This window comes from Mucilaginibacter sp. HD30, from assembly GCF_054061755.1.
On record NZ_JBSSEO010000001.1, the window covers coordinates 338336 to 362887 of the forward strand.

Consider the following 24552-nt stretch of genomic DNA (forward strand, 5'->3'; position numbering starts at 1 on the left):
TGGACCGTGCGATTCCCCTCTTGAGAGGGGTGTAGGGGTGTGTTATGGAACTAACTTAATAAATTATATTTTAGCTGTTCAGCGCAATGAAACGTAAACTTATTCCTTACAAGCCATATTTAAAAGAACTCGCCAGAAAGCTAAGAAACGATAGTACGTTAGGTGAGGTTTTGTTGTGGAGAGAGTTAAGCAATAAGAAAATGTACAGCTTTGATTTCCATCGTCAGAAACCGCTTTTAAATTACATAGTTGATTTTTATTGTTATGAGTTAGATTTGGTGATTGAAATAGATGGGTTTTATCACACACATGAAGAGATAAGCGCGACTGATAAAAAACGTGAGGATGAATTGAGACAGTGGGGTTTAATTATATTACGTTTTAGGGAACAGGATATTAGAAAGGATATGGTAAACGTGTTAAGAACAATTGATGCCCATATTGCGGGATATATTTATGAGAAGAATTAATAGTAATGATAAGTAATACTTTTTATAGCGGGAAAACACACCCCCGCCAATGCTCAGGCTGCCGCACCCCCTCTCAAGAGGGGAACTTGAATGCTTTTAGAATATTTAAAAGTGTGGTAATGATATTATTCTTCGCGTCTTCCCTTCCTTCCTGCAAACCAGATAACCTAAAGGAGGGCGCTGTAAAAGAATATTTCGACATTAAAGGTTATTTTGAAAAGAACATCGCGCAGCTAAAAAAACAACATCACACCGTTACTAAAACTGTTGTACATAACGGAACAACTGAAAGCAAAAGGGTTGAAATAACTAATTGGAACATCGAATTGGCTTTGTTTACCGAGTCGGACATTAACAAGCCTGCATGGAGTGGGAGTTATGCAAAGCGAGATAGCGAAGGAGCAATTATTTATACGGCTAAGGATACTGAACTAAGGACGCGCCGTGTAGTTATTTGCAAAACAGCAGATGGGAGCATCAAGCAGATCTCTATTTATAACCAGGTTAACAACGCACTCTACAACACACACGAAACACTGAATTACTACCCTGACTCGGCTTACGTAATAGAAAAATATCAAAAAGTGAAGCTGCTGGGCGCTAATACTTACAAGATAGCCGGAAAGTTTAATTAATGATGGCCATTAGCGGTAGCTAATTTCTCTTTGGTTACCTCAAATAGCGAGGCAATATCGCTCCGGCCCGGATCCGAATCCAAAACTTTTTGCAGATCGTTCATTGCCGCTCTTAACGAATTAAGCCCCCGCGCTCTGTCATATGGTTTTGCTGCTGTTTCTAACTTAAACATTCCATAGTCGCGGTAAGCAATAGCCCTGTTTTGAAAAAAACTTGCAATTTTTGTGTCGGTAGGACTAAGGTTAATAGCTTTGGTAAAATCAAAAATAGAACCTAATAAATGCTTTTCCCGGTCAGCCTGTAGCTGGCTGCCTTTGCCCAAACGATATTTGGCCATGGCGCGGTAATAATAAGCAGCAGCATCATTAGGTGCAATGGCTATCTCTTTAGTAAACGCGGTTACCGATTTTGGTAAATTATCACTGTGATAATAGGAGTAACCCAACATCCATAGTGCATTTGCATCGGTAGAATCTATCAGGCAGCCTTTCTCCAACTGCTTTATGGCGGCTTTAAAATTACCGTCAATATAAGCCTGTTGCCCCAATCTAACATAGGCATTTTGTGATGCCGCATGCTCAACAGAGGAGATGATTAAAAAGGATGCAATTACCGTTAACCTCATTTACAAATTAACTGTGGTGTAAACAACAGTATACAAATAACTTATAATAGTTTAAATTATTATAAGCGGCAGCAATTTTATTTAAAATATCCTGCTTTTTTATGAAAGAGTTTTCCACAATTGTACCTGACTTTTTTTCATATGCAACATTTATATTAAATAAAATGTTTGGGGTGCCTGGTTTTTGTAAATTGCATGTATTCAGATCAATACGCCTCATTCGGTAAATATTCGGCATCTTGGCATATTAGTTGAAACATAGTGCCATATTAAATTAATTGCATACGTCAGCACAAGTTGGCGGCCATCCTGCATTTGGAGGCTGACAATATGACGTTTAACCAGAAAGGTATTTGATGAGTTTTGACCCGTTTGATTTTAAGAATACAATGCCCGTTATAAATGAAGATTCTGAGTTTTTTCCGCTCATGTCATCAGAGGATGAAGAGGAAATGAACAATGAACAGATTCCCGATATTTTATCTATACTGCCTTTACGCAATACTGTTTTGTTTCCGGGCGTAGTAATACCTATTACGGTTGGCCGGGATAAATCTATCAAACTGATACGGGATGCCAACAAGGGCAAGCGTATGATAGGCGTGGTTGCGCAAAAAGATGTTGCCAATGAAGACCCAACCTTTGAGCAGTTAAATAAAGTAGGCACTGTTGCACTTATTATTAAAATGCTGCAAATGCCTGACGGTAACACCACCGTTATTTTGCAAGGTAAAAAACGCTTTTTTTTAAAGGAGGAGGTTCAGTCTGACCCTTACCTTAAAGCCACTATTGAACCTTTTAAAGATGTAAAATCTAAAGAGGACCGCGAATACAAAGCCATGATATCTTCTATTAAAGACATGGCAATGAATATTATTCAGTTATCACCCAATATACCCAGCGAGGCTGGAATAGCTATCCGCAATATTGAAAGCACTTCGTTTCTTATCAATTTCATATCATCAAATATGAATGCTGATATGGCTGCTAAGCAAACTTTGCTTGAAACCCGCAACCGCCGCGATCTGGCCAATTTGGTATTGGAGCATCTTACAACCGAGTTGCAGATGCTGGAACTGAAAAACCAGATCCAAACAAGGGTAAGGGTTGACCTGGATAAGCAGCAGCGCGATTATTTTTTAAATCAGCAGCTAAAAACGATCCAGGAAGAGCTGGGTGGTAATACGCCTGATTTGGAGATAGAGAGCCTGCGCCAGCGTGCAGCTAAAAAGAAATGGAAAGTTGAGGTTAAAGATCATTTTAATAAGGAAGTTGAGAAATTGGCGCGTACCAATCCTGCTGCGGCTGATTACTCAGTACAGATAAACTACCTGGAGCTTTTGCTTGACCTGCCTTGGAATGAGTTTACCAAAGACAACTTCGACCTTAAACGAGCTCAGAAAGTTTTAGGCAAAGATCACTTTGGTTTAGATAAGGTAAAACAACGCATAATAGAGTATTTAGCGGTTTTAAAGCTGAAGCATAATATGAAAGCGCCTATACTTTGTTTAGTTGGCCCTCCGGGCGTAGGTAAAACATCGTTAGGTAAATCAATTGCCAAGGCTTTGGGCCGTAAGTATGTACGTATGGCTTTGGGCGGTATCCGCGACGAGGCCGAAATTCGCGGGCACCGCAAAACTTATATAGGCGCTATGCCGGGCCGTATTATCCAATCTGTAAAAAAAGCTGGTGCAGCTAACCCTGTATTTATTTTGGATGAGATTGATAAAGTAGGCAGCGATTTCCGCGGCGATCCATCATCAGCATTGCTGGAGGTGCTTGACCCGGAACAAAATAGCTCTTTTTACGACCATTATGTTGAGATGGATTTTGACCTGTCCAACGTAATGTTTATTGCTACAGCCAACTCATTAAGCAGCATCCAGCCAGCTTTGTTAGACAGGATGGAGATAATTGAGGTAAATGGCTATACCATTGAAGAGAAGATAGAAATAGCTAAACAACACCTGTTGCCTAAGCAACGCGAGGCGCACGGCCTTACTGCCAAGGATGTTGTGATAAAACCTGATGTTATTGAAAAGTTGGTTGAGGATTATACACGCGAGTCGGGTGTGCGGGGATTAGAGAAAAAAATAGGATCGGTGGTGCGGGGTGTTGCCAAAAGCATTGCCATGGAAGAAACCTATAACACAACGGTAAGTAAAAAAGATGTTGAGCGCATTTTAGGTGCGCCTATTTTTGATAAGGACCTTTACGAACACAATAACAACGCAGGCGTGGTTACGGGCTTAGCCTGGACATCTGTTGGTGGCGATATTTTGTTTATTGAAGCCAGCCTTAGTCCGGGTAAAGGTAAATTAACCCTTACCGGCAGTTTGGGCGACGTGATGAAGGAGTCGGCAGTTATAGCTTTAGCTTACCTGCGGGCGCATGCCGTTAAATTCGGCATTGATGGCCGCCTGTTTGATCAATGGGATGTGCATGTGCACGTTCCGGCCGGCGCCACACCTAAGGATGGTCCTTCGGCTGGTATAACTATGCTTACGGCCTTAACCTCTGCGTTTACCCAACGCAAAATAAAGCCGCATCTGGCCATGACAGGCGAGATTACGTTACGCGGCAGGGTATTGCCGGTAGGTGGTATAAAAGAGAAAATATTAGCAGCGAAAAGAGCGAATATAAAAGAGATCATCCTTTGCAAATCAAACCAAAAAGATATCCTGGAAATTAAAGAGGGGTATATTAAGGATCTGCAATTTCATTATGTTACCGAAATGCGCGAGGTGATTGAACTTGCTCTTTTACATGAAAAGGTTACCGATGCGATAGATTTGACGGTGAAGGCTGAGCCGGCAAGAGCGGAGTTGAACTGATGATGAAACTCAAACATATTTAATAAGCAAGCCGGGGAGCTATTCCCGGCTTTTTTTTATTTTTGGCACACTAATGAGCTTAAATTTAAAATTTTCGATAGCAGCAATATGTTTAATTGCAGCTTTTTTAACTACAAAAGCGCAGACCCATGGGAGCGAAATTGGCTTGCAAACCGATAACGACTCTTATCTTTTTCAAGGATCAGACCGTTATTATACCGACGGCATTTTCCTGTTTTACAGGCACGCATTAAAAACCGACAATAACAAGAAGCTGCAAAATAAGGTGCTCGGTTTTGAGTTGGGACAAAAAATATATAACCCGCGAACAGGTAATATACCAGCTGCCACTTTTGTTGACAGGCCTTTTGCCGGATATTTATATGCAGGCGGCTCATTAAATTTACTTTATAAAGACGAGAGCAACCTTAAGCTTGGCGCGCAGATAGGAGTTATTGGCCCGGCTGCAGCAGGCGAAGGGACGCAAAAGTTTATCCACAATACATTTGGCTTTTATCCCATCAATGGCTGGAAGTATCAAATTCAGAATGCGTTCCAGTTAAATCTTTCTGCGGAATATAATCGCTTGCTTACACGTAGCGATGGGTTTGATGTTTCTGTAAGCGCCTACGGAAATTTAGGTACAGGTTTTACCGGGGCGGGAGCAGGGCCGCTTTTTCGTTTAGGAAAATTAGGGCAGCTGTTTAATTCCATCAGTACCCAGAGTACGGTTATTACCAAAGAAAACGCGCCGCAAACTAATAATGGCGAGTTCTTTATTCATTACAAACCGCAGTTTAATTACATAGCTTATGATGCTACCATTGAAGGCGGATTGTCTGATAAAAAAGAAGCAGGATCGCTTGAGGTTACAAGTGTGCCCAACCGTGCTATATTCAGTAATCAGGTGGGTGTATCGTTTGTTGGTAAACGTTGGGTGCTTGATTATACTGCAACATTTCCTACCACTGCTGTAAAGCATCAGGTTTACAGCCAGCAATGGGCAAGTGTTACTGTGCTTTACCGCTTTAATTAAGCATCAAAATCTTTTAGCCGGCGACTCTCCTTTTTTTGCGATGCGATCTTTTTACCGGCAAGCCGGGCCTCTTTAGCCTGTTTACTCACTTTGGTTGCTTTACGGGGTTTTGGTTTTTGAAGTGCGCGTGTAAGCAGCGTGCTTAATCGTTCTAAAGCTATTTGTTTATTCAATAGCTGGCTGCGTTCCTCATCGCATATAACCTGCACATAACCATCTTTGTTAAAGCGCGATTGTAGTTTTTCTTTTATCAACAATTTTTCATCATCAGTAAATTGAGTGGAGTCGTCAACAGAAAACAAAAGTTCTACTTTGGTAGATACTTTGTTTACGTTTTGCCCCCCTTTGCCGCCGCTGCGCGATGTTTTATAGCTCACCTCTTTTGCAAGGGTCAATTTTGAAAAATTCATGGCGCAATTTAGTTAATAGTTGATTGGGTTGATGAGGTGATCAGTCGAAATTTACGTGGTTCTATGCCAAAACACCAGCGCCAATATCCAAATTTTGTTATCTTAGCGGCACATGAGCAGCAATATTATGGTAGCCATTGATGGCTATTCTTCATGCGGCAAAAGCACGCTGGCAAAGGCTTTGGCAAAAGAACTACATTTTATTTATGTTGATAGCGGCGCCATGTACCGTGCTGTAGCCTTATACTTTTTGCGGAACAATGTTGACCTGAAAGACGAAAGTCAAATAAGGGACGCATTGAAAGATGTCCACCTTAATTTCCACTCGCGCGATTATCAGACGCATATAACGCTGAATGATGAAGAGGTATCTGAAGAGATAAGGCTGATGCCGGTTTCTGCAATGGTTAGTCCTGTAGCGGCATTGCATGATGTGCGCGTTGAAATGGTAAGGCAGCAGCAGCGCATGGGCAAATCAAAAAACGTGGTAATGGATGGGCGCGATATTGGCACCGTTGTATTTCCCAATGCACAGGTAAAGTTTTTTATGACCGCCGACCCTAAGATCCGCGCTGAGCGCAGATATAAAGAGCTGCTTCCTAAAAATCCTGAAATTACGTTAGAAGAAGTATTCGAGAATTTGGCACACCGCGATTACCAGGATACTACCCGCACAGAAAGCCCGCTTACCCGTGCGGATGATGCTATTATATTAGATAACACCGACCTTACCCCGGCCGAGCAATTAGCGTTTGCTATTAGCAAGGTAAAACCTTTTTTGGATAAGAATTCCCCGCTAAGATAGTTTGCTTCAAGATTAGTTGTAATTATAGCGTTATTGCACAATTAGGCGATACCGCTATGAACTGCTACCGCATGCGTGGCATTTTTAATAAGATTGAAGGCTAAGTGTTCACGCGGTTAAACGTGAATACTATTCTATCTCACTGATCTTGATTTAGAAATACCTTATTTAATCTGCTCTTAGGCTGTTGGCAGGATTAGCCATTGCAGCTTTACCGGCCCTTACGCCAACGATGACAAGTGCAATAATTATCATAAACAAACCGCTGATTACGAACAACCACCAACTTAAGGGGGTGTGAAAAGCAAAAGTTTGCAACCATTTACTCATTTGCCACCAGGCAATGGGCACAGCAATTGCAAAAGCCAATAACAGCAATTTTGCAAAATCAGCGGAGAGCAATGCCACAATCTCGGTAATGGTTGCGCCTAATACCCTCCTTATGCCTATTTCCTTAACACGTTTGTTCGTCATGAAAATTACTAAGCCCAGCATACCCAGGCAGCTTATCAGAATGGCAACTCCGGCAGACCAGGCCAGTAGTAAAGATAATTGCTGCTCGGTCTTATAGAATTTTTCAATCTGCTGATCCAGAAAATTATACTCAAAATCCACATCGGGGTATATGCTTTTCCAGGCGCGTTGCGTTTGGTCAATGGTTTTTTTCCAGGTGGTGGGATCGGGAGCCAGTGCTACGTGAATCATATAGCCAAATTTTGGAGCTGCATAATAGATCAGCGGTTCCACATTCCTGCGAACAGAGGCTTGATTGAAATCGTGCATAACGCCAACTATGGGTTTGGGGCCGCCAAAGTTAAGGGTGTGTCCAACTGCTTGCGCCGGCTGCTTAAAGCCCACCTGCCTGGCCAGGGTCTCGTTAATAAGCAGCTCATTCGCGGTGTCAGAAGCAACGATGTTTCGCCCTGCAATCAGCGGTATCTGGTATACTTTTAAAAAGGAAGTATCTCCGCTGCGTGAGGCTACAGAAAGATCTATGTCTTTGCCTTTTTCTTTATACGAAACACGTGTTTGCATTGATCCGGCAAAGGCTGGTGATTGAGCACCCAAACTAACGGCTTGTACGCCGGGCATTTGAGCCAGCTCGTTCTTTAGTATAACACCTTTATTATCTGGATTGAAAAAATTAAGAGGTATATGGAAATTAATAACGGCATTTTTGCGGAAGCCCATATCTTTTTGCACAGCAAAATGTACTTGTTTATTAACTACAAGTACAGCAATAACAAATACCTGGGCTATTACAAACTGCGATACGATAAGCGTACTACGCAGCCATGACCCGCGTGTAGCACCGCTGCTGTTGACAACCGTATTTTTTAATACTGAAATAGGCTGAAAGCGCGTAAGTACTAAAGCCGGATATAGCCCCGCCACCAAACTAACAACAATAATCAATAACAGCAGAAACAGCCACACCATAGGCTCGCGCAATATATAAGTAGCGCCCAAACCTTCAGGGATAAAACTGCCAAACACCATCAACAAAAGCGGCAGTAAGGCAAGGGATACGAGAGCAGTAAAAATGGTAAGTAGAAATGTTTCGGTAAGAAACTGCGCTATTAGCTGACTTTTTAGGCTGCCCAGCGTTTTGCGTATGCCTATGTCTTTGGCCCGTTCAGAAGCCTGCGCGGTAGATAGATTGACGAAGTTGATGGCCCCCAATGCCAATAGGAACATAGCCAGTAAAGCCAGGTTACGTAAAGTTTCGGTATTTACCTGCCCTTCATAATCAAGGTTGGTATGGATATCAGACAAAGCCTGTAACCTGTGCACTGTCTTAGAGTTATCGTCTTTTGCTTTATGCCTGTTGAAAATGTTGGTTATCTGTTTATTAACGCTGGCTTCAGAAACCTTAGGAGATAGCTTTACAAATACCACGTTGGATGAACTAGTATTATCCCACTTTTCGGTTTGATAAGACACTTTTAAACCGGTGTTATAAACGGTGTTTATAGAAATAAAAGCATCATATTTAAAATCGCTGTTCTCAGTCTGGTTGGCCACAATCCCGGTTATGGTTGTTTTAACCGTATCATTAAAGACAACTGTACGCCCTATCAGCTTATCAGACGGCATATTGGGGAAATATAATTGTGCGCGTTGTGCTGATAGCACCAAGGCGTTGGGTTGTTTAAGAGCAGAAGCCGCGTGGCCCGCCAGCCATTTATGCGGAAAAATATCAAAATAGTCGGCGTTTGTAAAAACTATGCCTTCCTGTTTTTTAAATAGCTTATCCGGTTGCTTGCTGTTCTCGGGTATGGTTACAGGCGTATTCCAGCCGTAGGTAAACATAGGGGCAACTTTTGCTATACCACCTGCATTTTGTTGTAAAGCCAAGGGAAACGGAACCGGAACGCCGGCGTTTTTCCAGCCGTCACCATCAGTCACAACACGAAAGATGCGGTCATTGTCTGGCTGGAATTTATCAAAACTATAGTCGTATTTAACTATAATAAAGATAACCAGAGCAGCGCTTATCCCTACGGAAAGCCCCAGAACATTAATGGCAGCGCTTAGCTTATGTTTACTAAAATGCCTTAAGGCGGTTTGTAAGTAATGCTTTAACATATCTCAAGAGGTTTGAATCAACCTAATGCCAAAATTAGACCAATTGATTAACTAATTGGCAATCAATATTTTATTTGGTGTTTGATTGTTAAACTGTTCGAAAACGTACGGTGTAGTTCGGGATCGATACAGTGCTTTTATTATTGCATGCCTTTTAAAATGTGTTTTTTTGAGTTAACGGGCTCAATGCCCTTTTCAAAGCCATAATATATCCAATATGCATCCCCTCATGGTATGGTAAAAAGGCATCAACATCGTTAACGTTCGTTATGTCAACACCCGCCCTCGTTGTCCAGTGCGTGTAGTTATTGAATACACCGGCGTGTATATCAAGTTCATAACGATCTAACGACGTAAAAAATAACTCTTGTATGCGCAGTACTTCTTCCCCGGTTATCAATCTTTCAGGCTTGGTACCTGGCGCGTACATATCAACAAACTCGGTATCAACAACTGTATCGACCCGTGCTCTGCGATAACATACTATTTGCTGTGTGGCTATCAAATGGCCCATATTCCAGATGATGTTATTGTTGAAACCCGTTGGAATCTCATTAAGTTGCTCAACGCTTAACTCATTAGCGATGTTTGTTAATGTTAAACGTGCTTTTCTTATAAAGTCGTGGCCTTTGTTCATGGTTGCGTAAAATATGGGTCTAATTTAAGGCTTAAACTTAATTTATCTACATTTGATACGTTTTACTTTACCAGATGCAATTGTTCAGCGCACAAAAAAATCTTAGGTCTGCCCAAATACTCACCTGTTTTTTGATATGCTGGACGTTACTGAACATTGTACAGGCTTTTACCCTCGAAATTCATGCCGACGAGGCTTATTATTGGATGTATTCGCGGTTCTTGAGTTGGGGGTATTTCGATCACCCGCCTATGGTGGCCATCTTTATCCGGATAGGGGATAAGCTAATGCATAACGAGCTTGGTCTGCGTCTTATGACAATAATTACCAGCAGCCTTTCCATCTACATCCTCTGGCTCATCCTTAAAAAATATGCGGTAGAAATTTTACCATTTATAATGGTGACCGGTGGCATTTTTATCTTTAGCATTTATGGCTTTACTACCACGCCGGATGCGCCCTTGTATTTCTTCGCCATCCTCTTTTACTATGTTTATCAAAAGTATATTGATGATGATAACTGGCTGCTTGCAATAGTTTTAGGGGTATTGATAGCCTGTATGCTGTATAGTAAATATCACGCCGTGTTATTGGTAGCGTTCACGCTGGCATCAAATATCAAGTTATTAAAAAGGCCGTCGTTTTATTTGATAGTAATACTGTCTATCCTCTTATATCTGCCGCATATTTTATGGCAGGTGCAGCACGGTTATCCATCGCTTAACTACCATTTGTATGAGCGGGCGGCCAGTATTTATAACGCTGATAATACATTCTCTTATATACCCGGCCAACTGCTAATGGCTGGGCCGCTTATTGGTTGGTTTTTGTTTTATCTGGCCTTTAGTATTAAAATTAAAGATGCCTTCATACGCTGCTTGCTGGTTAATTGCATCGGCACGCTTATCTTCTTTTTTATAACCACTTTCAGGGGCGAGGCACAGCCACATTGGACCTTGATAGCTTTTGCACCGCTAACTATGCTGGCATTAATCCGCTTTAAACAGGTGGGCGCTGTGCCGCGCTGGTTTTATCCGCTGGCAACTATTAATATTATAATTATTGTAGCTATAAGATTATGCCTGGCATTTGCTGTGCCGTTTGTAAAACAGTTGGGGCAGATAAAAAGCTATTATGGTTTTAAGGAATGGTCGGCAGTGGTAAAGCAAAAGGCAGGGGATGCTTATGTGGTAATGACCGATGGTTTTCAAAATCCATCTAAATACAATTATTACACCAATAGCCTCAAAGGTTTTTCGTATGATTCGCGTTACTACCATCGCACGCAGTTTGATATTTGGCCTGTTGAAGAGCAAATGCAGAGCAAGCGGGTGCTTTATCTAAATGATGTTAAAAGCTCTTTAACTACCGATTCAATTGTAAACCCGCACTGGGTATGGTATACAGAATGGGTTAACGATTTCAGAACTTATCAAAAAGTAAAGATCGAAACCGAACCGGATAAAATAACTGTTAAGCAGGGGCAGGAACTTAGCATCCCACTTAAAATCACAAATCCTTACCCATACACCATTAACTTTAATAACGCCGGCCGTAAACAGCACGTATTATTAGGGGCCTGTTATTTTATGGGCGACAGGCTGATGCATGCACAAAAAAGCGACTCGTTATTTAATAAGATCACTATAAAACCAGGCGATAGTAGCCCTTATAATTTTAACATGTTTGCGCCAAAGCAAAAAGGCACCTATCAGTTGATATTTTCAATAAAAACAACTCCTTTTGCAGGGAGCACTAATAGCCGTACAATAAAACTCACAGTAGAATAGCTTAGCCGCCACCATGACCAGAAAAATATATTTAATACTCTTTTTATTCATAATCACCTCCACTGCTGCGCTTGCTCAGCAAAGTCTTGATATACACTTTAACGGTTTAGGATTTTTGGATAACCGGGAGTACAAGGCATTTATACCCCGCTCGCATACCTATTCGGGCACGCGTATAGCAATTGATCTGGGAATTAACCTGGATAGTTCCAATCATTTTATTGTGGGTGCCAACGCCTTGCACGAGTTTGGCGCTAAATCTTTTTTTGGCAAGGCCGATCCTGTAGCCTATTACAGCTATACCGGCAAAAATTGGCTGTTTAACGCCGGCATGTTTCCGCGCGAAGGTTTGTTAACCAACTACCCACGTGCCATTTTGAACGACACGCTGCGCTACTACCGCCCCAATGTACAGGGATTATTAACACGTTACAGCAATGAGCATTTTACCGAGACGGCATGGCTGGACTGGGTGAGCCGCCAAACGACTACAGACAGGGAACAATTTCTTTTCGGCTTTGCGGGAAAGTATAAACCTATAGTAAACGGGCCGTTTTACATTTCGCACTATTTTATGTTGATGCATGATGCCGGGGCGGAAGTATTGTTACCTAATGACCATATTGGTGATAACGGCGCAGGGCAAATAAGGTTGGGGCTTGACCTAAGCAACAAAACTATGTTTGATTCGCTTACCGTTGAGGTAGGGGGGATGGCCTCGTTTGAGCGGGTAAGAGGTGTTGACGGTGCCCGTACGCCTACGGGTTTTGTGGCAAGCGCTTATCTAAGTTATAAGCGTTTTGCTTTATATGACGAGTTCTACAGCGGCAAAGGCAGCAACGTTATTTATGGCGACTCCTATTACTCAAAGCCAACATACAATCGTTTGGATATAATTTATACGCCGTTTTTATTTAAGAATATTAAAGGGCAGTTTATATTCAGCTTCCATTTCTCGCCCGGGTATAATAACGATAACCAGCAGGCATTCAGAATTACATATGATCTGGGCCGAAAGGTATTAGCGAGGTTTAGGTAAAAAAGCAGGCCCGCCTAATCCTTACGGAAGAGCGGGCTTATAAACAAAAATTGTAGTCTTTCTATGGGCGGTTTAACAGGGCCTGTTACCCTTTAATTACCTGGCCGCCGCCTGATTTTGATTTGGTTATGGTTTTTGGATTTCCGTTGTAATGCACGCTTCCTGTACCCACAACCTTTGCGTTTAAACTTTTTGAAGCATTTACGCGTGCAGTACCAGATCCAATAACTTCTACATCTGTAGTAATAGCCTTTAAATCATTAGCTACAAAGTTGCCTGAGCCAGCAAGCTTTACTTTGGCATTCGTAGTAGTACCACCCAGTTTTATATTGCCTGATCCGTTTAAATTGCAATCCACTGTTGACACATTTATATTACCGGTAAGGTTACCGGAACCTGATAAAGCCAAACGCAATGCAGAAGTAATTAAAAGGTTCTTAACGGTTACATTGCCCGAACCTGACAGATTGATATCGGTGATCTCCCGGGCCGTGATGTAAATATTTACTTTTTCGTTTTTAGACATGGCACCTAAACCGGCAGCCTTTTTTTCGTACACGCTCAGGGTGCCATTCTTAACGTCGTTTACAATATAGGGTAAAATGTTTTTTGACGCTTCTATCCGTAATGTTTCGCTTGTGCCCATTGCAATGAAATAATGGTACGGGCCTGATACATTAATCTTAGTAAACCCATAAACTTGCCGGGTTTGTGCGGCCTGCGCCTGGTTATGGGGCGTTAATGGTTTTGCCGATAAATGCGCGGCGCTCATAATCAGCGCGCCCGCCAATAAAAATTTAAAGCTAATTTTCATGGTGAATTTTACTGGTTTGTTTTTATAAAAATTTGTTGTAATTGGGTAACAAATTTAAAAATCAACCATGAAAATTAAAAAGCAGGTAAAAAAACTTCTACCCTCTGTTAATATCGCCGCTGCCCGATTTAGACTTTGATACACTTTTAGGGTTGCCACTGTAATTAATATCACCAGAGCCTGATAGTTTTGCATTAAGACTTCCGCTGGCATTTACACTGGCATCGCCAGAGCCCACCACTTCAACATAGGTATTAACGGCTTGCATAGCGCGGGTAGATAAGTCGCCCGAGCCTACCAGCTTTATTTTAGCATTTTCTGTACTGCCTGACAGGGTTAAATCACCAGATCCGGTAAGCGAACAATCAACTGATTTAGCGGTAATTTTTCCGGTTAAGTCGCCAGATCCGCTCATTGAAATGTGCATTTCACTCGTGTTTATGCCTTCTTTAAAATAAACATCTCCCGAACCTGAAAACTGTATGCTGTTAACGTCTTTAGCAGTGATGTAGATAGCTATTTTTTCGTTGTTAAAAACGTTGCCCCAGTTAGTGTGGTTTTTGGTAGTAACGTTTAATACGCCGCCTTTAACTTCGGTAACAATATAAGGCAATAGTTTAGCAGGCGCTTCAACGCGCACTGCGTTAGTTGAACCTTGTTTTATGTAATAATCATATGATCCGGATATGCTGATGCCATTAAAGTCTGCAACCTTACGGTCTTCAATATCTGCAAAACGTACGTGAGCCGGTTTAACAGGCGTAGCAAACGATGTGCCTGTGCTTACTAACATTGCGGCGGCCATTATCAGTTTAAAGTTTGTTTTCATAGTTGTATTGTTGGTTTTTATTAGGACGTTATTGCCTGGTAAATAGTTACACCAAATTTAAACTTTACGCTTAAGGTGTTGCAAAAAATATGCGTTACCCCTGTTGTAAAAGTATAATTATTTGGTTATCAAGTAGTTGTTATTTTCAATTACAATAACTTATTCGTCAGGAAATTTAGCTGTAATAATTCCTTAAATAGCTGATTATGAGTGAATTGTAAAACGATGAAATTAGGCATTTTTTGGCATTTTTTGCAACACTTTAGCAACACAATAGCAACAGATTAGCAACACTTTTGCAACACCACAAATTAAGTGGTTTACAATTAGGCCTCTAAAATCCTTTTAATATTATCTTATTTAGCTGCCGTTAGCAAACCATTGGTATCCATCCAGCCTTTGCACCAATCAAACCAGTTTTCTTTGCTTTTGCGGTTGTTAATACCGAAACCATGGCCACCAGCCGGATAAATATGCATTTCTGACGGTACCTTATTTTTAACCAGCGCTTCATAAAACATCAGCGTGTTTTGTACGGGTACAGTAGTATCATCCTGTGCATGGATAATGAAGGTTATGGGCGTATTGGCCGTTACCTGTTTTTCGTTTGAATACAGATCAACCTTATCCTGGGTAGGAGTAGAGCCGATCAAGCCCCTTCTCGAACCACCGTGCGCCAGCTCGCCAAAAGTGATAACGGGATATATCAGTATCATGAAATCCGGGCGCAGACTAACGCCTTTATTTTCAATAACAGGTTTATCAAAATGGGTACCCTCTGTTGAGGCTAAGTGCCCACCGGCCGAAAAACCCATCATACCAATGCGGTTAGGGTTAATTCCCCACTCGGCAGCGCGCGACCGTACTAAAGCCATAGCTGCCTGCGCATCCTGTAGCGGGCCAATACTTTTGTCATTCATTATATCGTCACTCGGTAAACGGTACTTTAACACAAATGCGGTAACGCCAATGTTGTTAAATTCTTTAGCGGCCGGGAAGCCTTCGCCCGTCATTGCTAAAAATCCGTAACCACCGCCAGGGCAAATAATTACCGCTGTTCCGTTGGCTGTGCCCTTTTCAGGAAGGAAAGGAATAAGTGTAGGTTCCGTCACCTTAGAAACTCTGCCGGTGACATCCTGTTCAACATAGGTATCGGGGCCTTTTTTTGAATTGGGGACACCGTTGGCATATAATGGTATCTGCTTAGCGTCCTGGGCATATGCCGACCCGATAGTTAGCAGCAATATTGCTGCTATTAATGACTTAAATTTCATTTCGGTTTTTAATTGGTTACAACAAATATAATAACCAACGTCGTTCCGGATGTTTTTTAGCCAATAATTAGTAAGAATGGTTAATAGCCGCTGCGCACTACCCTAACCAGTTGCCTGTGTCTGCGGGCGGCATAGTAATCATTAGTGACTAATACCGCATGAATAACGCCTGGTATCCAAAAGCATATTGTTAATATAATGCTGAGTATGAACGCGCCGATACGACCGGTTGTAAGTACAGCCAGCGGCGGGAATATCAAACACAAAAAGTAACGCATAACATTTAATTATTTATACCATTTAGATGGATATCCGCCTCTGTTGTTACAGTTATATCATGCTGTTCCTTTTGATGAGGTATGATCTTAAAATATCATAATAGCCATCCTGAACAGAGGCATCAATAATATCAATATGATATTGGGCGCATTTCAGTTCCAGTTCGCGGCGGTAATGTTGTAATGAAGTTTTATAAGCGTGACGAATTTTTCCGGGGTGAACCTTTACTTCCTCGCCGCTTTCCATATCAATAAAGTGATGTGGGCGATTGTCAAAGTTAAAGTCCATTTCTTTTTGCTTATCATTCACATTAAATATAACAACCTCGTGCTTATTGTATTTTAAATGCTGTATAGCCGCAAAAAGCGCCTGTAGCTTGGCGTTATCCATATTATTCTCCAGCATATCGCTAAAAATAATAACAAGCGAGCGTTGATGAACCTGTTCTGCAACATGGTGCAGCACCTCTGCAATATTAGTGGCGGTGTTAGTTTTTGGCTCCTGATAAAGTTTTTCCAATTGAGCATACAAATAGAACAGGTGCGTTGAAGCTGATTTAACATGGCTCAAGCTGTCTATCTTATCAGAAAAGGTGCACAATCCAAAGGCATCGCGCTGTTTTTTAAACAGGTACATTAATGATGCTATGGCGTAGATAGAAAATTGCAATTTATTTAACCCCTGCTCGGGGAAATTCATAGACGATGAGGAATCCAGCACCAGGTAGCAGCGTAAATTGGTTTCTTCTTCAAATTGCTTTACAAACAGTTTGTCGGTTTTAGCAAATAGTTTCCAGTCGATATTTTTTACCGATTCGCCATTATTATAAAGGCGATGTTCGGCAAACTCTACCGAGAAGCCATGAAAAGGGCTTTGGTGCAGGCCGGTTATAAAACCTTCAACCACCTGCCTTGCAAGTAGTTCAAGATTGGCTAACTGCCTTACCTGCTGATCTTCGTTAAGTTGCGACATATAAAAACTAATGTACCTAAAGATTTGACAACTTTTTTAATTTGTCAAATCTGATGCATAAAAAAAGCGTTACAATTCAATTGTAACGCTTTTTAAACGAATATTTTATGACGATTAAGCCAGTTGCTTATCCAATTTACCGGCTAAAACCGATTTTGGAACAGCACCTATTTGTTTATCAACAATTTCGCCGTTTTTAAAGTATAACAATGCAGGTATATTGCGGATGCCATATTTTACAGAAATGCCTGGATTATGGTCAACATTCACTTTCCCTACAACCGCCTTATCAGCGTAATCTTTTGATATTTCTTCTACTACCGGGCCAACCATTCTACAAGGACCGCACCATTCAGCCCAAAAGTCAACTAATACGGGTTTATCTGATTTAAGCACAAGCTCCTCAAAGTTTGCGTCAGTAATTTCTAAAGCCATGATATTTAAATTTTATGTTCAACAAATATGAGTATTCAAATTGCTTGCCACAAGTAGCGACCTGACAATCTGACAAAGAAATTACTAACACTGTTAGAATTATCAACCGTTAAATTTGAAATTACTTTGGATCGTGGTAAGTACCTAATTTTTCTTTGCTGATAAGGAGATTGTGTTTTTTTTGACACCTGGCGCAAAAAAACGTTTTTATCGGTAAGAAAAATAGTAAACTGCTTGCCCACCATGGTCTGGCCATCCTGAAGTGATAGGGGGCTTTGCATGTTGAACAGCGTAAATAAGGCTTTTCGTTGCTTAAATTCACTGTAGGATATGTATTAAAACTTAGCTAATTGGTCAACAGCCTTACATGCTGTGATACAAGGTTATATAATTTTATACAAATACGTACAATAAAATGTTTTGGTTTGCTGTTAAGAGAAAACAATATAGGTGTTAGGTTAATGTTGCCTGACTATTAATTAATTAGATATTATTCGCTACCAAATATTGGCCGGATACGCAATGTGGATGTATTTTTAAATCGGGGTTTAATTTAAAATAGCCGGGCTATTGGTTAATTGCAATATATCAGCCATCAGGTCGTCGCTGGGGTTAACCTTAAAGGTTTTAGAACCCATATCAACCAGTAAAGCATCGTCCCGGTCTTTCACAACAAATCTAAGGGAGCAGTTTTTTACCGGATATTTTTCGTTGTTGATGTTTACAATATGCTGTATTTGGTTCATCAACTGCGCGTTTATGGCATTCAGATCCAATGCTACAGTAACCGATTTGGTTAGTTTATCGCGCATTTCTGATAGCAGGCTCATGGTAGTTATACGCAGATCCCAATTATCCTTTTGCCTGAATTTTTCTTCTATGTTACCTTTAATGTGAAGGAAATAGCCGTTAACCATCAGGTTTCTGAATTTAACATAGTCTTCGCCAAACATTGCAAATTCGTAAGATTCATTGTAATCTTCCAGTACAAATGTGCCAAAAGGTTTACCAGTTTTGGTCATTTTATGCTGCACATTACCTACAAGGCCGCCAACGCATACTTCGCCCCGTTTTCTTAACTGGGCAAAAGCCGCCATTACGTCATCACCACCCTCGCCGGAGCGCGCTTTTTGCATGTTTTTCAACTCGGCAATGGTGGTATTGCAATACTTATCCATCTCCAGCTTATAATTATCCAGCGGATGCCCGGTTAAGTATATGCCAATAACTTCCTTTTCGTACTTAAGCTTCTCTATAAGTGGCCATTCTTCTGCATCGGGCATAGCAGGTTCAGGTACATAGGATGCTATTGATCCGCCGAAGAGCGACGATTGCGAACTGTTCTGCGTGTTCTGATAATCATTAGCGAATTTTATTAAGCGCTCTACACCCGTAAGCAGCCCATTCTCTGTTTTGGCAAAAAACTGGGCCCTATTTAAACCAAAGGCATCAAACGCGCCGCCGTATACCAAATTTTCGTATGATTTTCTGTTAACGCTGCGGGTGTTGCTCCGTTTGGCAAAATCATAAACCGACAGGTAGGGGCCGCGCTCAATGCGCTCTTCAATAATACTCTCTACCGCTTTATCACCAACGCCTTTAACGCCGGTTAAGCCAAACCTTACCTGTCCCTTTTTATTTACCGCGAATGATAGATCAGACTCGTTAATATCTGGCCCTAAAACCTCAACACCCATACGGCGGCACTCCTCCATAAAGAAGGTTATCTTTTCAATATTATTCTGGTTATTTAATACCGCCGCCATATATTCTGACGGATAATGCGCTTTTAAATAAGCCGTTTGGTATGCCACAAAGGCATAACAGGTAGAGTGCGATTTATTGAAGGCGTATTGCGCAAATGCTTTCCAGTCGTTCCATATTTTGGTAAGCTTATCTTTTGGATGGCCTTTACCTATGGCGCCATCCATAAACTGCGCTTCCATTTTGTTAAGCACTTCAATCTGCTTTTTACCCATGGCCTTGCGCAGTACGTCGGCATCGCCTTTACTAAAGCCCGCCAGTTTTTGTGATAAAAGCATCACCTGCTCCTGATATACCGTTATACCATAGGTTTCGCCCAGGTATTCCTCCATATCGGGTACATCAAAGGTTATTGCCTCGCGCCCGTGTTTTCTGCTGATAAAGTTGGGTATATACTCAATAGGCCCGGGACGGTACAACGCGTTCATGGCTATCAGATCCTCAAACTTATCGGGTTTAAGGTCGCGCAGATACATTTGCATACCATCACTTTCAAACTGGAACGTGCCATTGGTATCGCCGCGCTGATAAAGCTCAAAAGTTTTTTGATCATCAAGCGGAATGGTATCAATATCAATTTCAACCCCGTGATTTTGCTTGATCAACCGCAATGCATCTTTAAGAATGGTAAGCGTTTTAAGGCCCAAAAAGTCCATCTTGATAACGCCGGCATCTTCAATTACGCGGCCATCATACTGGGTAACCAACAGGTCCGAGTCTTTTGCAGTAGCTACGGGCACTATATCAGTCAAATCATATGGCGCAATGATAATACCAGCCGCGTGTACGCCGGTATTACGTACAGATCCTTCCAGTTTTTCCGCCTCACGTAATACAATGCCTTTTAGATCTGGTGATTTGTAGATGGCCTGCAATTCTGCCACCTGCTCAATGGCAGTTTTAAGGTTGATACCCAAGGTTTCAGGCACCAGCTTTTTCAGCGCTGTAACATCAGATAGTGGCATATCCAACACTCGGCCCACATCCTGAATACTGGTACGGGCAGCCATAGAGCCGTAAGTGATAATTTGCGCTACCTGGTTTTTGCCATATTTATCAACTACGTAGTCGATAACTTTCTGGCGGCCCGCATCGTCAAAGTCCGTATCAATATCGGGCATTGATTTACGGTCGGGATTTAAAAATCTCTCAAACAGCAGGTTGTATTTTATAGGGTCAATATTTGTGATGCCAATACAATATGCAACAACAGAACCAGCCGCCGAACCACGCCCCGGACCGATAAATACACCCATATCGCGCCCGGCCTTGATAAAGTCAGCTACAATTAAAAAGTAGCCGGCAAAGCCCATCGTTCGTACCGTAAACAGCTCAAAGTTGATACGTTCTTCAATCTCGGCTGTTAGGTCGTGGTATCGTTCTGCAGCGCCTTTAAATGTGAGGTGCTTTAGGTACTCCCATTGATTTAACGTGTCAGAATCGGGGGTGATTTCGCTATGTATTTTAAACTCGTTAGGGATAACAAAGTTAGGCAGCAGTATATCGCGCTTTAACTTTAATACCTCCACCTTGTCTACAATTTCGTTGGTATTATCTAATGATTCGGGCAGATCATGAAACAGTTTGCCCATTTCATCCTGCGTTTTAAAATAAAACTGGTCGTTAGGGAAACCAAATCGGTAGCCCTTGCCGCCCTCTTCATCAGTAGCAATAGGCGTGCTTTGCATGTCGCCTGTGTTTACGCATAGCAAAATGTCATGCGCGTTGGAGTCCTGCTGATCCACATAGTGCGAATCGTTAGAGCAAATCACCTTTACATTATATTTTTTGGCAAATTTTAGCAGTACATTATTAACTATTTCCTGATCGGGGATAGCGTGGCGCTGCAGCTCTATATAATAATCCTCTCCAAAAATATTCAGCCACCATTTAAACTCTTCTTCCGCCTCAGCCTCGCTCTTTTTCAGGATGGCTTGAGGCACCGATGCGCCAATACAACAGGTTGTGGCGATTAAGCCTTTATGGTATTTAAGTATAAGTTCTTTATCAATACGGGGCCACTTGCTGTACAGGCCTTCCATGTAGCCCAACGAGCACAGTTTAACCAGGTTTTTGTAACCTTCCGGGTTTTTAGCCAGCAAAAGCTGGTGGCAACGCACGTCTTTTTTCTCTTTGGTGAACTGCTTTTTATGGCGGTCATCCACCACATAAAACTCGCAGCCCACAATGGGTTTAACGTTGTGTTTGCCTGCCTCTGCTACAAATTTAAACACGCCAAACATGTTACCGTGGTCGGTAATGGCCAGCGCTTTCATGCCATCCGCAGCCGCTTTTTTGTATAGCTTGGATATGTCGGCAGCGCCGTCTAATAACGAAAACTGGGTATGTACGTGTAAATGTGAAAACTCTGGCATAATATCTCGCTGTATCTCCGTCCCTCAAATCGGTAGTATACAAATTTATTAAAAAAGTAATGGGAGTGGAGGCGGTGTGGAAAAGTAAACTACCATTTTGAAGTTTATTTGTGTGAACCAGGATTTATAGGATTAAATGATTTCAGGATATTAAAGCGCTCTTATCATCGTGAAATCTTAAAAGTCCTTGTTCAGACAAACTCACTATTTATGCTTTATCTTATAATACAATATTATGCTTGCCAACACAATGGTAATAGTATTAGCAATTACCACAGGGTAGCTGCCTATCATTACGCCATAAATTAACCATAACAATGTGCCTGCTGCAAATACGCAATACATGCTTAACGAAATGCCGGAGGTGTCGCGCGTGCGGATAGTTTTTATGGCCTGTGGCAAAAACGAAGTAGAGGTGCACAATGCTGCCACCAAACCTATTATATCAATAAAATTCACTTGCTAATTATTTTGTTTAGCTAAAACACTGTTTTTGTAGCTGTAAGAAAAATAGATAACCAGGCCTATTATCAGCCATACTAAAAACCGTATCCAGCTCTCGTATTCTAAAGATGCCATCAGGTAAAAGCAGCTTAATAGGCCCAGCACCGGGATAAGCGAGAGATTTTTGATAAAAGATGCAATGGCTAACCCGGCCGCTATCAACACAAAAAGAAAATAAGGGAAATTTTTGTGGATCTCTTCATCAGAGAAGAGGTTGATAAACTGTTTATTGAAAACAATTACGCCAACTATAAACAGGGCAGGGGTTATAAATTTGGAGTTGATGTAAGGCATTTTAAAACGACCTTTGACTGCTGCTTCCTGAGGCAGCAATAGAACACCTCCACAAACCAGTACAAAGGCAAATAAGGTGCCTATACTGGTTAGGTTGGTAACCTCGGTCAAATTCATAAACAGGGCGGGTATAGCCACTACAAAACCGGTAACAATGGTTGAAAATGATGGCGTGTGATATTTTGGGTGGATGCGCGAAAATGCTTTTGGCAGCAAACCATCACGACTCATGCTCATCCAAATACGGGGTTGCCCCAATTGAAATATCAACAATACACTGGCAGTTGCAATAACTGCGCTTATGGATATTACGTAACTTATTTTGGTTAAACCCACCTTGCCGAAAACAAACGCCAGCGGATCTGCAACCTGTAGATCTTTATAGCTGACCATGCCGGTAAGCACCAGCGCCACCAGTATATATAGCACCGTGCAAATTACCAGAGAATATATCATTCCGCGTGGCAGATCGCGGCGCGGGTTTTCGCATTCTTCGGCGGTGGTTGATATGGCATCAAAACCGATGTAAGCAAAAAATACGCCTGATACACCTTTCATTACTCCGCCAAAACCGTTAGGTAAAAAGGGGTGCCAGTTGGCAGGCGTAACATAAAAAAAACCGATAATGATAACAGCAATTACTACAGCAATTTTCAAAAACACCATAGCATTGGTGGCTTTCTTGGTTTCGCGGATGCCGATATAGACCAGATAGGTTACAATTACCACTATGATCAATGCCGGTATATTTGCTATCAATTTAAAACTACCGGCACCCGGCGCGGTTGCCCATGCCAAGGCTGCCTGTTTAACATCAGCGGTAATTTGTGCTGCCTGGCCACTTGCCGTAAGCTGCTGAACATGCTCATGTGCCTTAAAAGCCGATAGGTAATCCATTGTAAGGTAAACAGGCATGTGGATATTAAATCCTTCTAACAAATTGACAAAATAGCCGCTCCATGATATGGCTACGGCAATATTGCCGATGGCGTATTCCATAAGCAGATCCCAACCTATTATCCAGGCAATCAACTCGCCAAACGAAGCGTAAGCATAAGTATAGGCGCTACCTGCTACCGGTATGCGCGATGCAAACTCAGCATAGCATAAGGCCGAAAATCCGCAGGTGATGGCTGTTAGCACAAATAATATACTTACGCCCGGCCCGCCATAAAACGAGGCTTCGCCTATTGTAGAAAATATACCTGCGCCAACTACGGCCGCAATACCCATCAGGGTGAGGTCTTTAACTTTTAATTCTTTATTGAGATGGACGCCGGAGTGTTCTGCGTCGCTGAAGCCGCTGGCAACATCAGCCAATATTTTAGTAATGGATTTTTTGCGAAATATGCTTTTAGACATTTACGTAAGATCAGTCAATGGATACCAAACATAATGATTTTTTTGCTCAGTATAAGTATAAGCTTTACTTTGCAGCATGAAACAGATTTTATATCAGTTACGGTGGTTTTTCATTCCTTATCTGATAGCCCTGGGCCTGTGCCTTATCATTAAGTTAACCTACACCCGCGAGGAGATATATTACGCCGTAAACGCCATGTACAGCGGTTGGGCGGATGCAGCCGCTCCGTATATAACCAATTTGGGCAGTGGTTGGACGGTGGTAGTTTTAACACTCGTATTGCTGCTCTTCAGCTTTCGTAATGCTTTTTTATTTGCTACCGCTAATATTGTGACCGCTCTTATAGCGCAAACACTTAAACATTATTTTGATGCACCACGCCCACAGCTATATTTTAAAGATCAGCTTGACCGTATTCATTTTGTGCTTGGTACCGAACAGCTAAGCCTGCATAGCTTTCCTTCTGGGCATACTGTGAGCGCTTTTACATCGGCAATGATGATCACTTATTTGTGCCGCAACAAACTTTGGGGCTTTCCGCTTTTTTTATTGGCTGCTTTGGTCGGTTATTCGCGAATGTATCTAAGCCAGCACTTTTTTGAAGATGTTACTGCCGGTTCGGCCGTTGGCGTAGTTGTAACAGCTATATGGCTTTATTGGGCCGAGGGCCGGGAATTTTTAAGATCAGAAAAGTGGAACACCGGCTTAACCAAGATCGGCAGAAAATAAAAAAGGATTTAAGAATTGTAGCATCTACAATCCTTAAATCCTATAGATC

The 24552-nt window shown here is 41.8% G+C and carries 21 protein-coding genes; 8 read left to right on the forward strand and 13 right to left on the reverse strand.

Translation table 11 applies throughout. The features are described from left to right. The first annotated feature begins 86 nt into the window (after nucleotides 1–86). Both ACVW2L_RS01710 and ACVW2L_RS01715 read left to right on the forward strand, forming a co-directional pair. Nucleotides 87–470, forward strand: coding sequence for an endonuclease domain-containing protein (locus ACVW2L_RS01710; protein ID WP_457126219.1), 384 nt, complete (start codon nucleotides 87–89; stop codon nucleotides 468–470). 119 nt (nucleotides 471–589) lie between these two features. Continuing rightward, on the forward strand, nucleotides 590–1105 hold the full coding sequence (locus ACVW2L_RS01715; protein WP_457126220.1) for a hypothetical protein: 516 nt from the start codon (nucleotides 590–592) through the stop codon (nucleotides 1103–1105). Here ACVW2L_RS01715 and ACVW2L_RS01720 read toward each other — a convergent pair. Further along, nucleotides 1102–1731, reverse strand: a complete 630-nt coding sequence (locus ACVW2L_RS01720; protein ID WP_457126221.1) for a tetratricopeptide repeat protein — start codon at nucleotides 1729–1731, stop codon at nucleotides 1102–1104. The genes ACVW2L_RS01715 and ACVW2L_RS01720 overlap by 4 nt on opposite strands. Nucleotides 1732–2087: 356 nt before the next feature. Here ACVW2L_RS01720 and lon point away from each other — a divergent pair, with 356 nt between their 5' ends. Both lon and ACVW2L_RS01730 read left to right on the forward strand, forming a co-directional pair. Next, nucleotides 2088–4565: an endopeptidase La gene (lon, locus tag ACVW2L_RS01725; RefSeq protein WP_457126222.1), complete on the forward strand. Its 2478-nt coding sequence runs from the start codon at nucleotides 2088–2090 to the stop codon at nucleotides 4563–4565. 73 nt (nucleotides 4566–4638) lie between these two features. Next, nucleotides 4639–5601, forward strand: a complete 963-nt coding sequence (locus tag ACVW2L_RS01730) for a lipid A deacylase LpxR family protein (protein ID WP_457126223.1) — start codon at nucleotides 4639–4641, stop codon at nucleotides 5599–5601. On the opposite strand, the gene arfB is transcribed toward ACVW2L_RS01730, so the two are convergent. Further along, a complete protein-coding gene (gene arfB, locus ACVW2L_RS01735; protein ID WP_457126224.1) occupies nucleotides 5598–6011 on the reverse strand; it encodes an alternative ribosome rescue aminoacyl-tRNA hydrolase ArfB in 414 nt (137 codons plus the stop codon). The genes ACVW2L_RS01730 and arfB overlap by 4 nt on opposite strands. 112 nt (nucleotides 6012–6123) lie before the next feature. Between arfB and cmk the strand changes: the two genes are divergently transcribed. Continuing rightward, entirely contained in the window at nucleotides 6124–6816 is a 693-nt protein-coding gene (gene cmk, locus ACVW2L_RS01740; protein ID WP_457126225.1) for a (d)CMP kinase, read from the forward strand. Nucleotides 6817–6984: 168 nt separating this feature from the next. On the opposite strand, the gene ACVW2L_RS01745 is transcribed toward cmk, so the two are convergent. Together ACVW2L_RS01745 and ACVW2L_RS01750 are read right to left on the reverse strand one after the other, a co-directional pair. Next, nucleotides 6985–9405: an ABC transporter permease gene (locus tag ACVW2L_RS01745; RefSeq protein WP_457126226.1), complete on the reverse strand. Its 2421-nt coding sequence runs from the start codon at nucleotides 9403–9405 to the stop codon at nucleotides 6985–6987. Nucleotides 9406–9559: 154 nt separating this feature from the next. Next, nucleotides 9560–10042, reverse strand: coding sequence for a DinB family protein (locus tag ACVW2L_RS01750; protein WP_457126227.1), 483 nt, complete (start codon nucleotides 10040–10042; stop codon nucleotides 9560–9562). Between the two features lie 74 nt (nucleotides 10043–10116). On the opposite strand from ACVW2L_RS01750, the gene ACVW2L_RS01755 reads away from it, so the two are divergent. Together ACVW2L_RS01755 and ACVW2L_RS01760 are read left to right on the forward strand one after the other, a co-directional pair. Further along, on the forward strand, nucleotides 10117–11832 hold the full coding sequence (locus tag ACVW2L_RS01755; protein WP_457126228.1) for an ArnT family glycosyltransferase: 1716 nt from the start codon (nucleotides 10117–10119) through the stop codon (nucleotides 11830–11832). 13 nt (nucleotides 11833–11845) lie between these two features. Beyond that, the gene (locus tag ACVW2L_RS01760) at nucleotides 11846–12871 is read left to right on the forward strand and encodes a hypothetical protein (protein WP_457126229.1); all 1026 of its coding nucleotides are present in this window, start codon (nucleotides 11846–11848) and stop codon (nucleotides 12869–12871) included. Between the two features lie 85 nt (nucleotides 12872–12956). Here ACVW2L_RS01760 and ACVW2L_RS01765 read toward each other — a convergent pair whose 3' ends face one another. From ACVW2L_RS01765 to ACVW2L_RS01805, 9 genes are all read right to left on the reverse strand, one after another. Beyond that, nucleotides 12957–13685 carry a head GIN domain-containing protein gene (locus ACVW2L_RS01765; RefSeq protein ID WP_457126230.1) on the reverse strand — a complete coding sequence of 243 codons (729 nt, stop codon included), beginning with the start codon at nucleotides 13683–13685 and terminating at the stop codon, nucleotides 12957–12959. 97 nt (nucleotides 13686–13782) lie between these two features. Further along, a complete protein-coding gene (locus ACVW2L_RS01770) occupies nucleotides 13783–14514 on the reverse strand; it encodes a head GIN domain-containing protein (protein WP_457126231.1) in 732 nt (243 codons plus the stop codon). A 356-nt stretch (nucleotides 14515–14870) separates the two neighbouring features. After that, nucleotides 14871–15788: an alpha/beta hydrolase gene (locus tag ACVW2L_RS01775; RefSeq protein ID WP_457126232.1), complete on the reverse strand. Its 918-nt coding sequence runs from the start codon at nucleotides 15786–15788 to the stop codon at nucleotides 14871–14873. An 80-nt stretch (nucleotides 15789–15868) separates the two neighbouring features. Then, nucleotides 15869–16066: a YqaE/Pmp3 family membrane protein gene (locus tag ACVW2L_RS01780; RefSeq protein WP_457126233.1), complete on the reverse strand. Its 198-nt coding sequence runs from the start codon at nucleotides 16064–16066 to the stop codon at nucleotides 15869–15871. A 52-nt stretch (nucleotides 16067–16118) separates the two neighbouring features. Then, entirely contained in the window at nucleotides 16119–17039 is a 921-nt protein-coding gene (locus tag ACVW2L_RS01785) for a DUF58 domain-containing protein (protein ID WP_457126234.1), read from the reverse strand. Between the two features lie 114 nt (nucleotides 17040–17153). Beyond that, nucleotides 17154–17474 (reverse strand): thioredoxin, encoded by a 321-nt coding sequence (gene trxA / locus ACVW2L_RS01790; protein ID WP_100342052.1) that lies wholly within the window; start codon nucleotides 17472–17474, stop codon nucleotides 17154–17156. Between the two features lie 548 nt (nucleotides 17475–18022). After that, nucleotides 18023–21613 (reverse strand): DNA polymerase III subunit alpha, encoded by a 3591-nt coding sequence (dnaE, locus tag ACVW2L_RS01795; RefSeq protein ID WP_457126235.1) that lies wholly within the window; start codon nucleotides 21611–21613, stop codon nucleotides 18023–18025. 204 nt (nucleotides 21614–21817) lie between these two features. After that, nucleotides 21818–22072, reverse strand: coding sequence for a SemiSWEET family sugar transporter (locus ACVW2L_RS01800; RefSeq protein ID WP_457126236.1), 255 nt, complete (start codon nucleotides 22070–22072; stop codon nucleotides 21818–21820). A 3-nt stretch (nucleotides 22073–22075) separates the two neighbouring features. Further along, on the reverse strand, nucleotides 22076–23773 hold the full coding sequence (locus ACVW2L_RS01805) for an amino acid permease (protein WP_457126237.1): 1698 nt from the start codon (nucleotides 23771–23773) through the stop codon (nucleotides 22076–22078). Between the two features lie 76 nt (nucleotides 23774–23849). Between ACVW2L_RS01805 and ACVW2L_RS01810 the strand changes: the two genes are divergently transcribed. Then, complete coding sequence (locus ACVW2L_RS01810; RefSeq protein WP_457126238.1) at nucleotides 23850–24503, forward strand: phosphatase PAP2 family protein; 654 nt, start codon at nucleotides 23850–23852, stop codon at nucleotides 24501–24503. The last annotated feature ends 49 nt before the right edge of the window (nucleotides 24504–24552 follow it).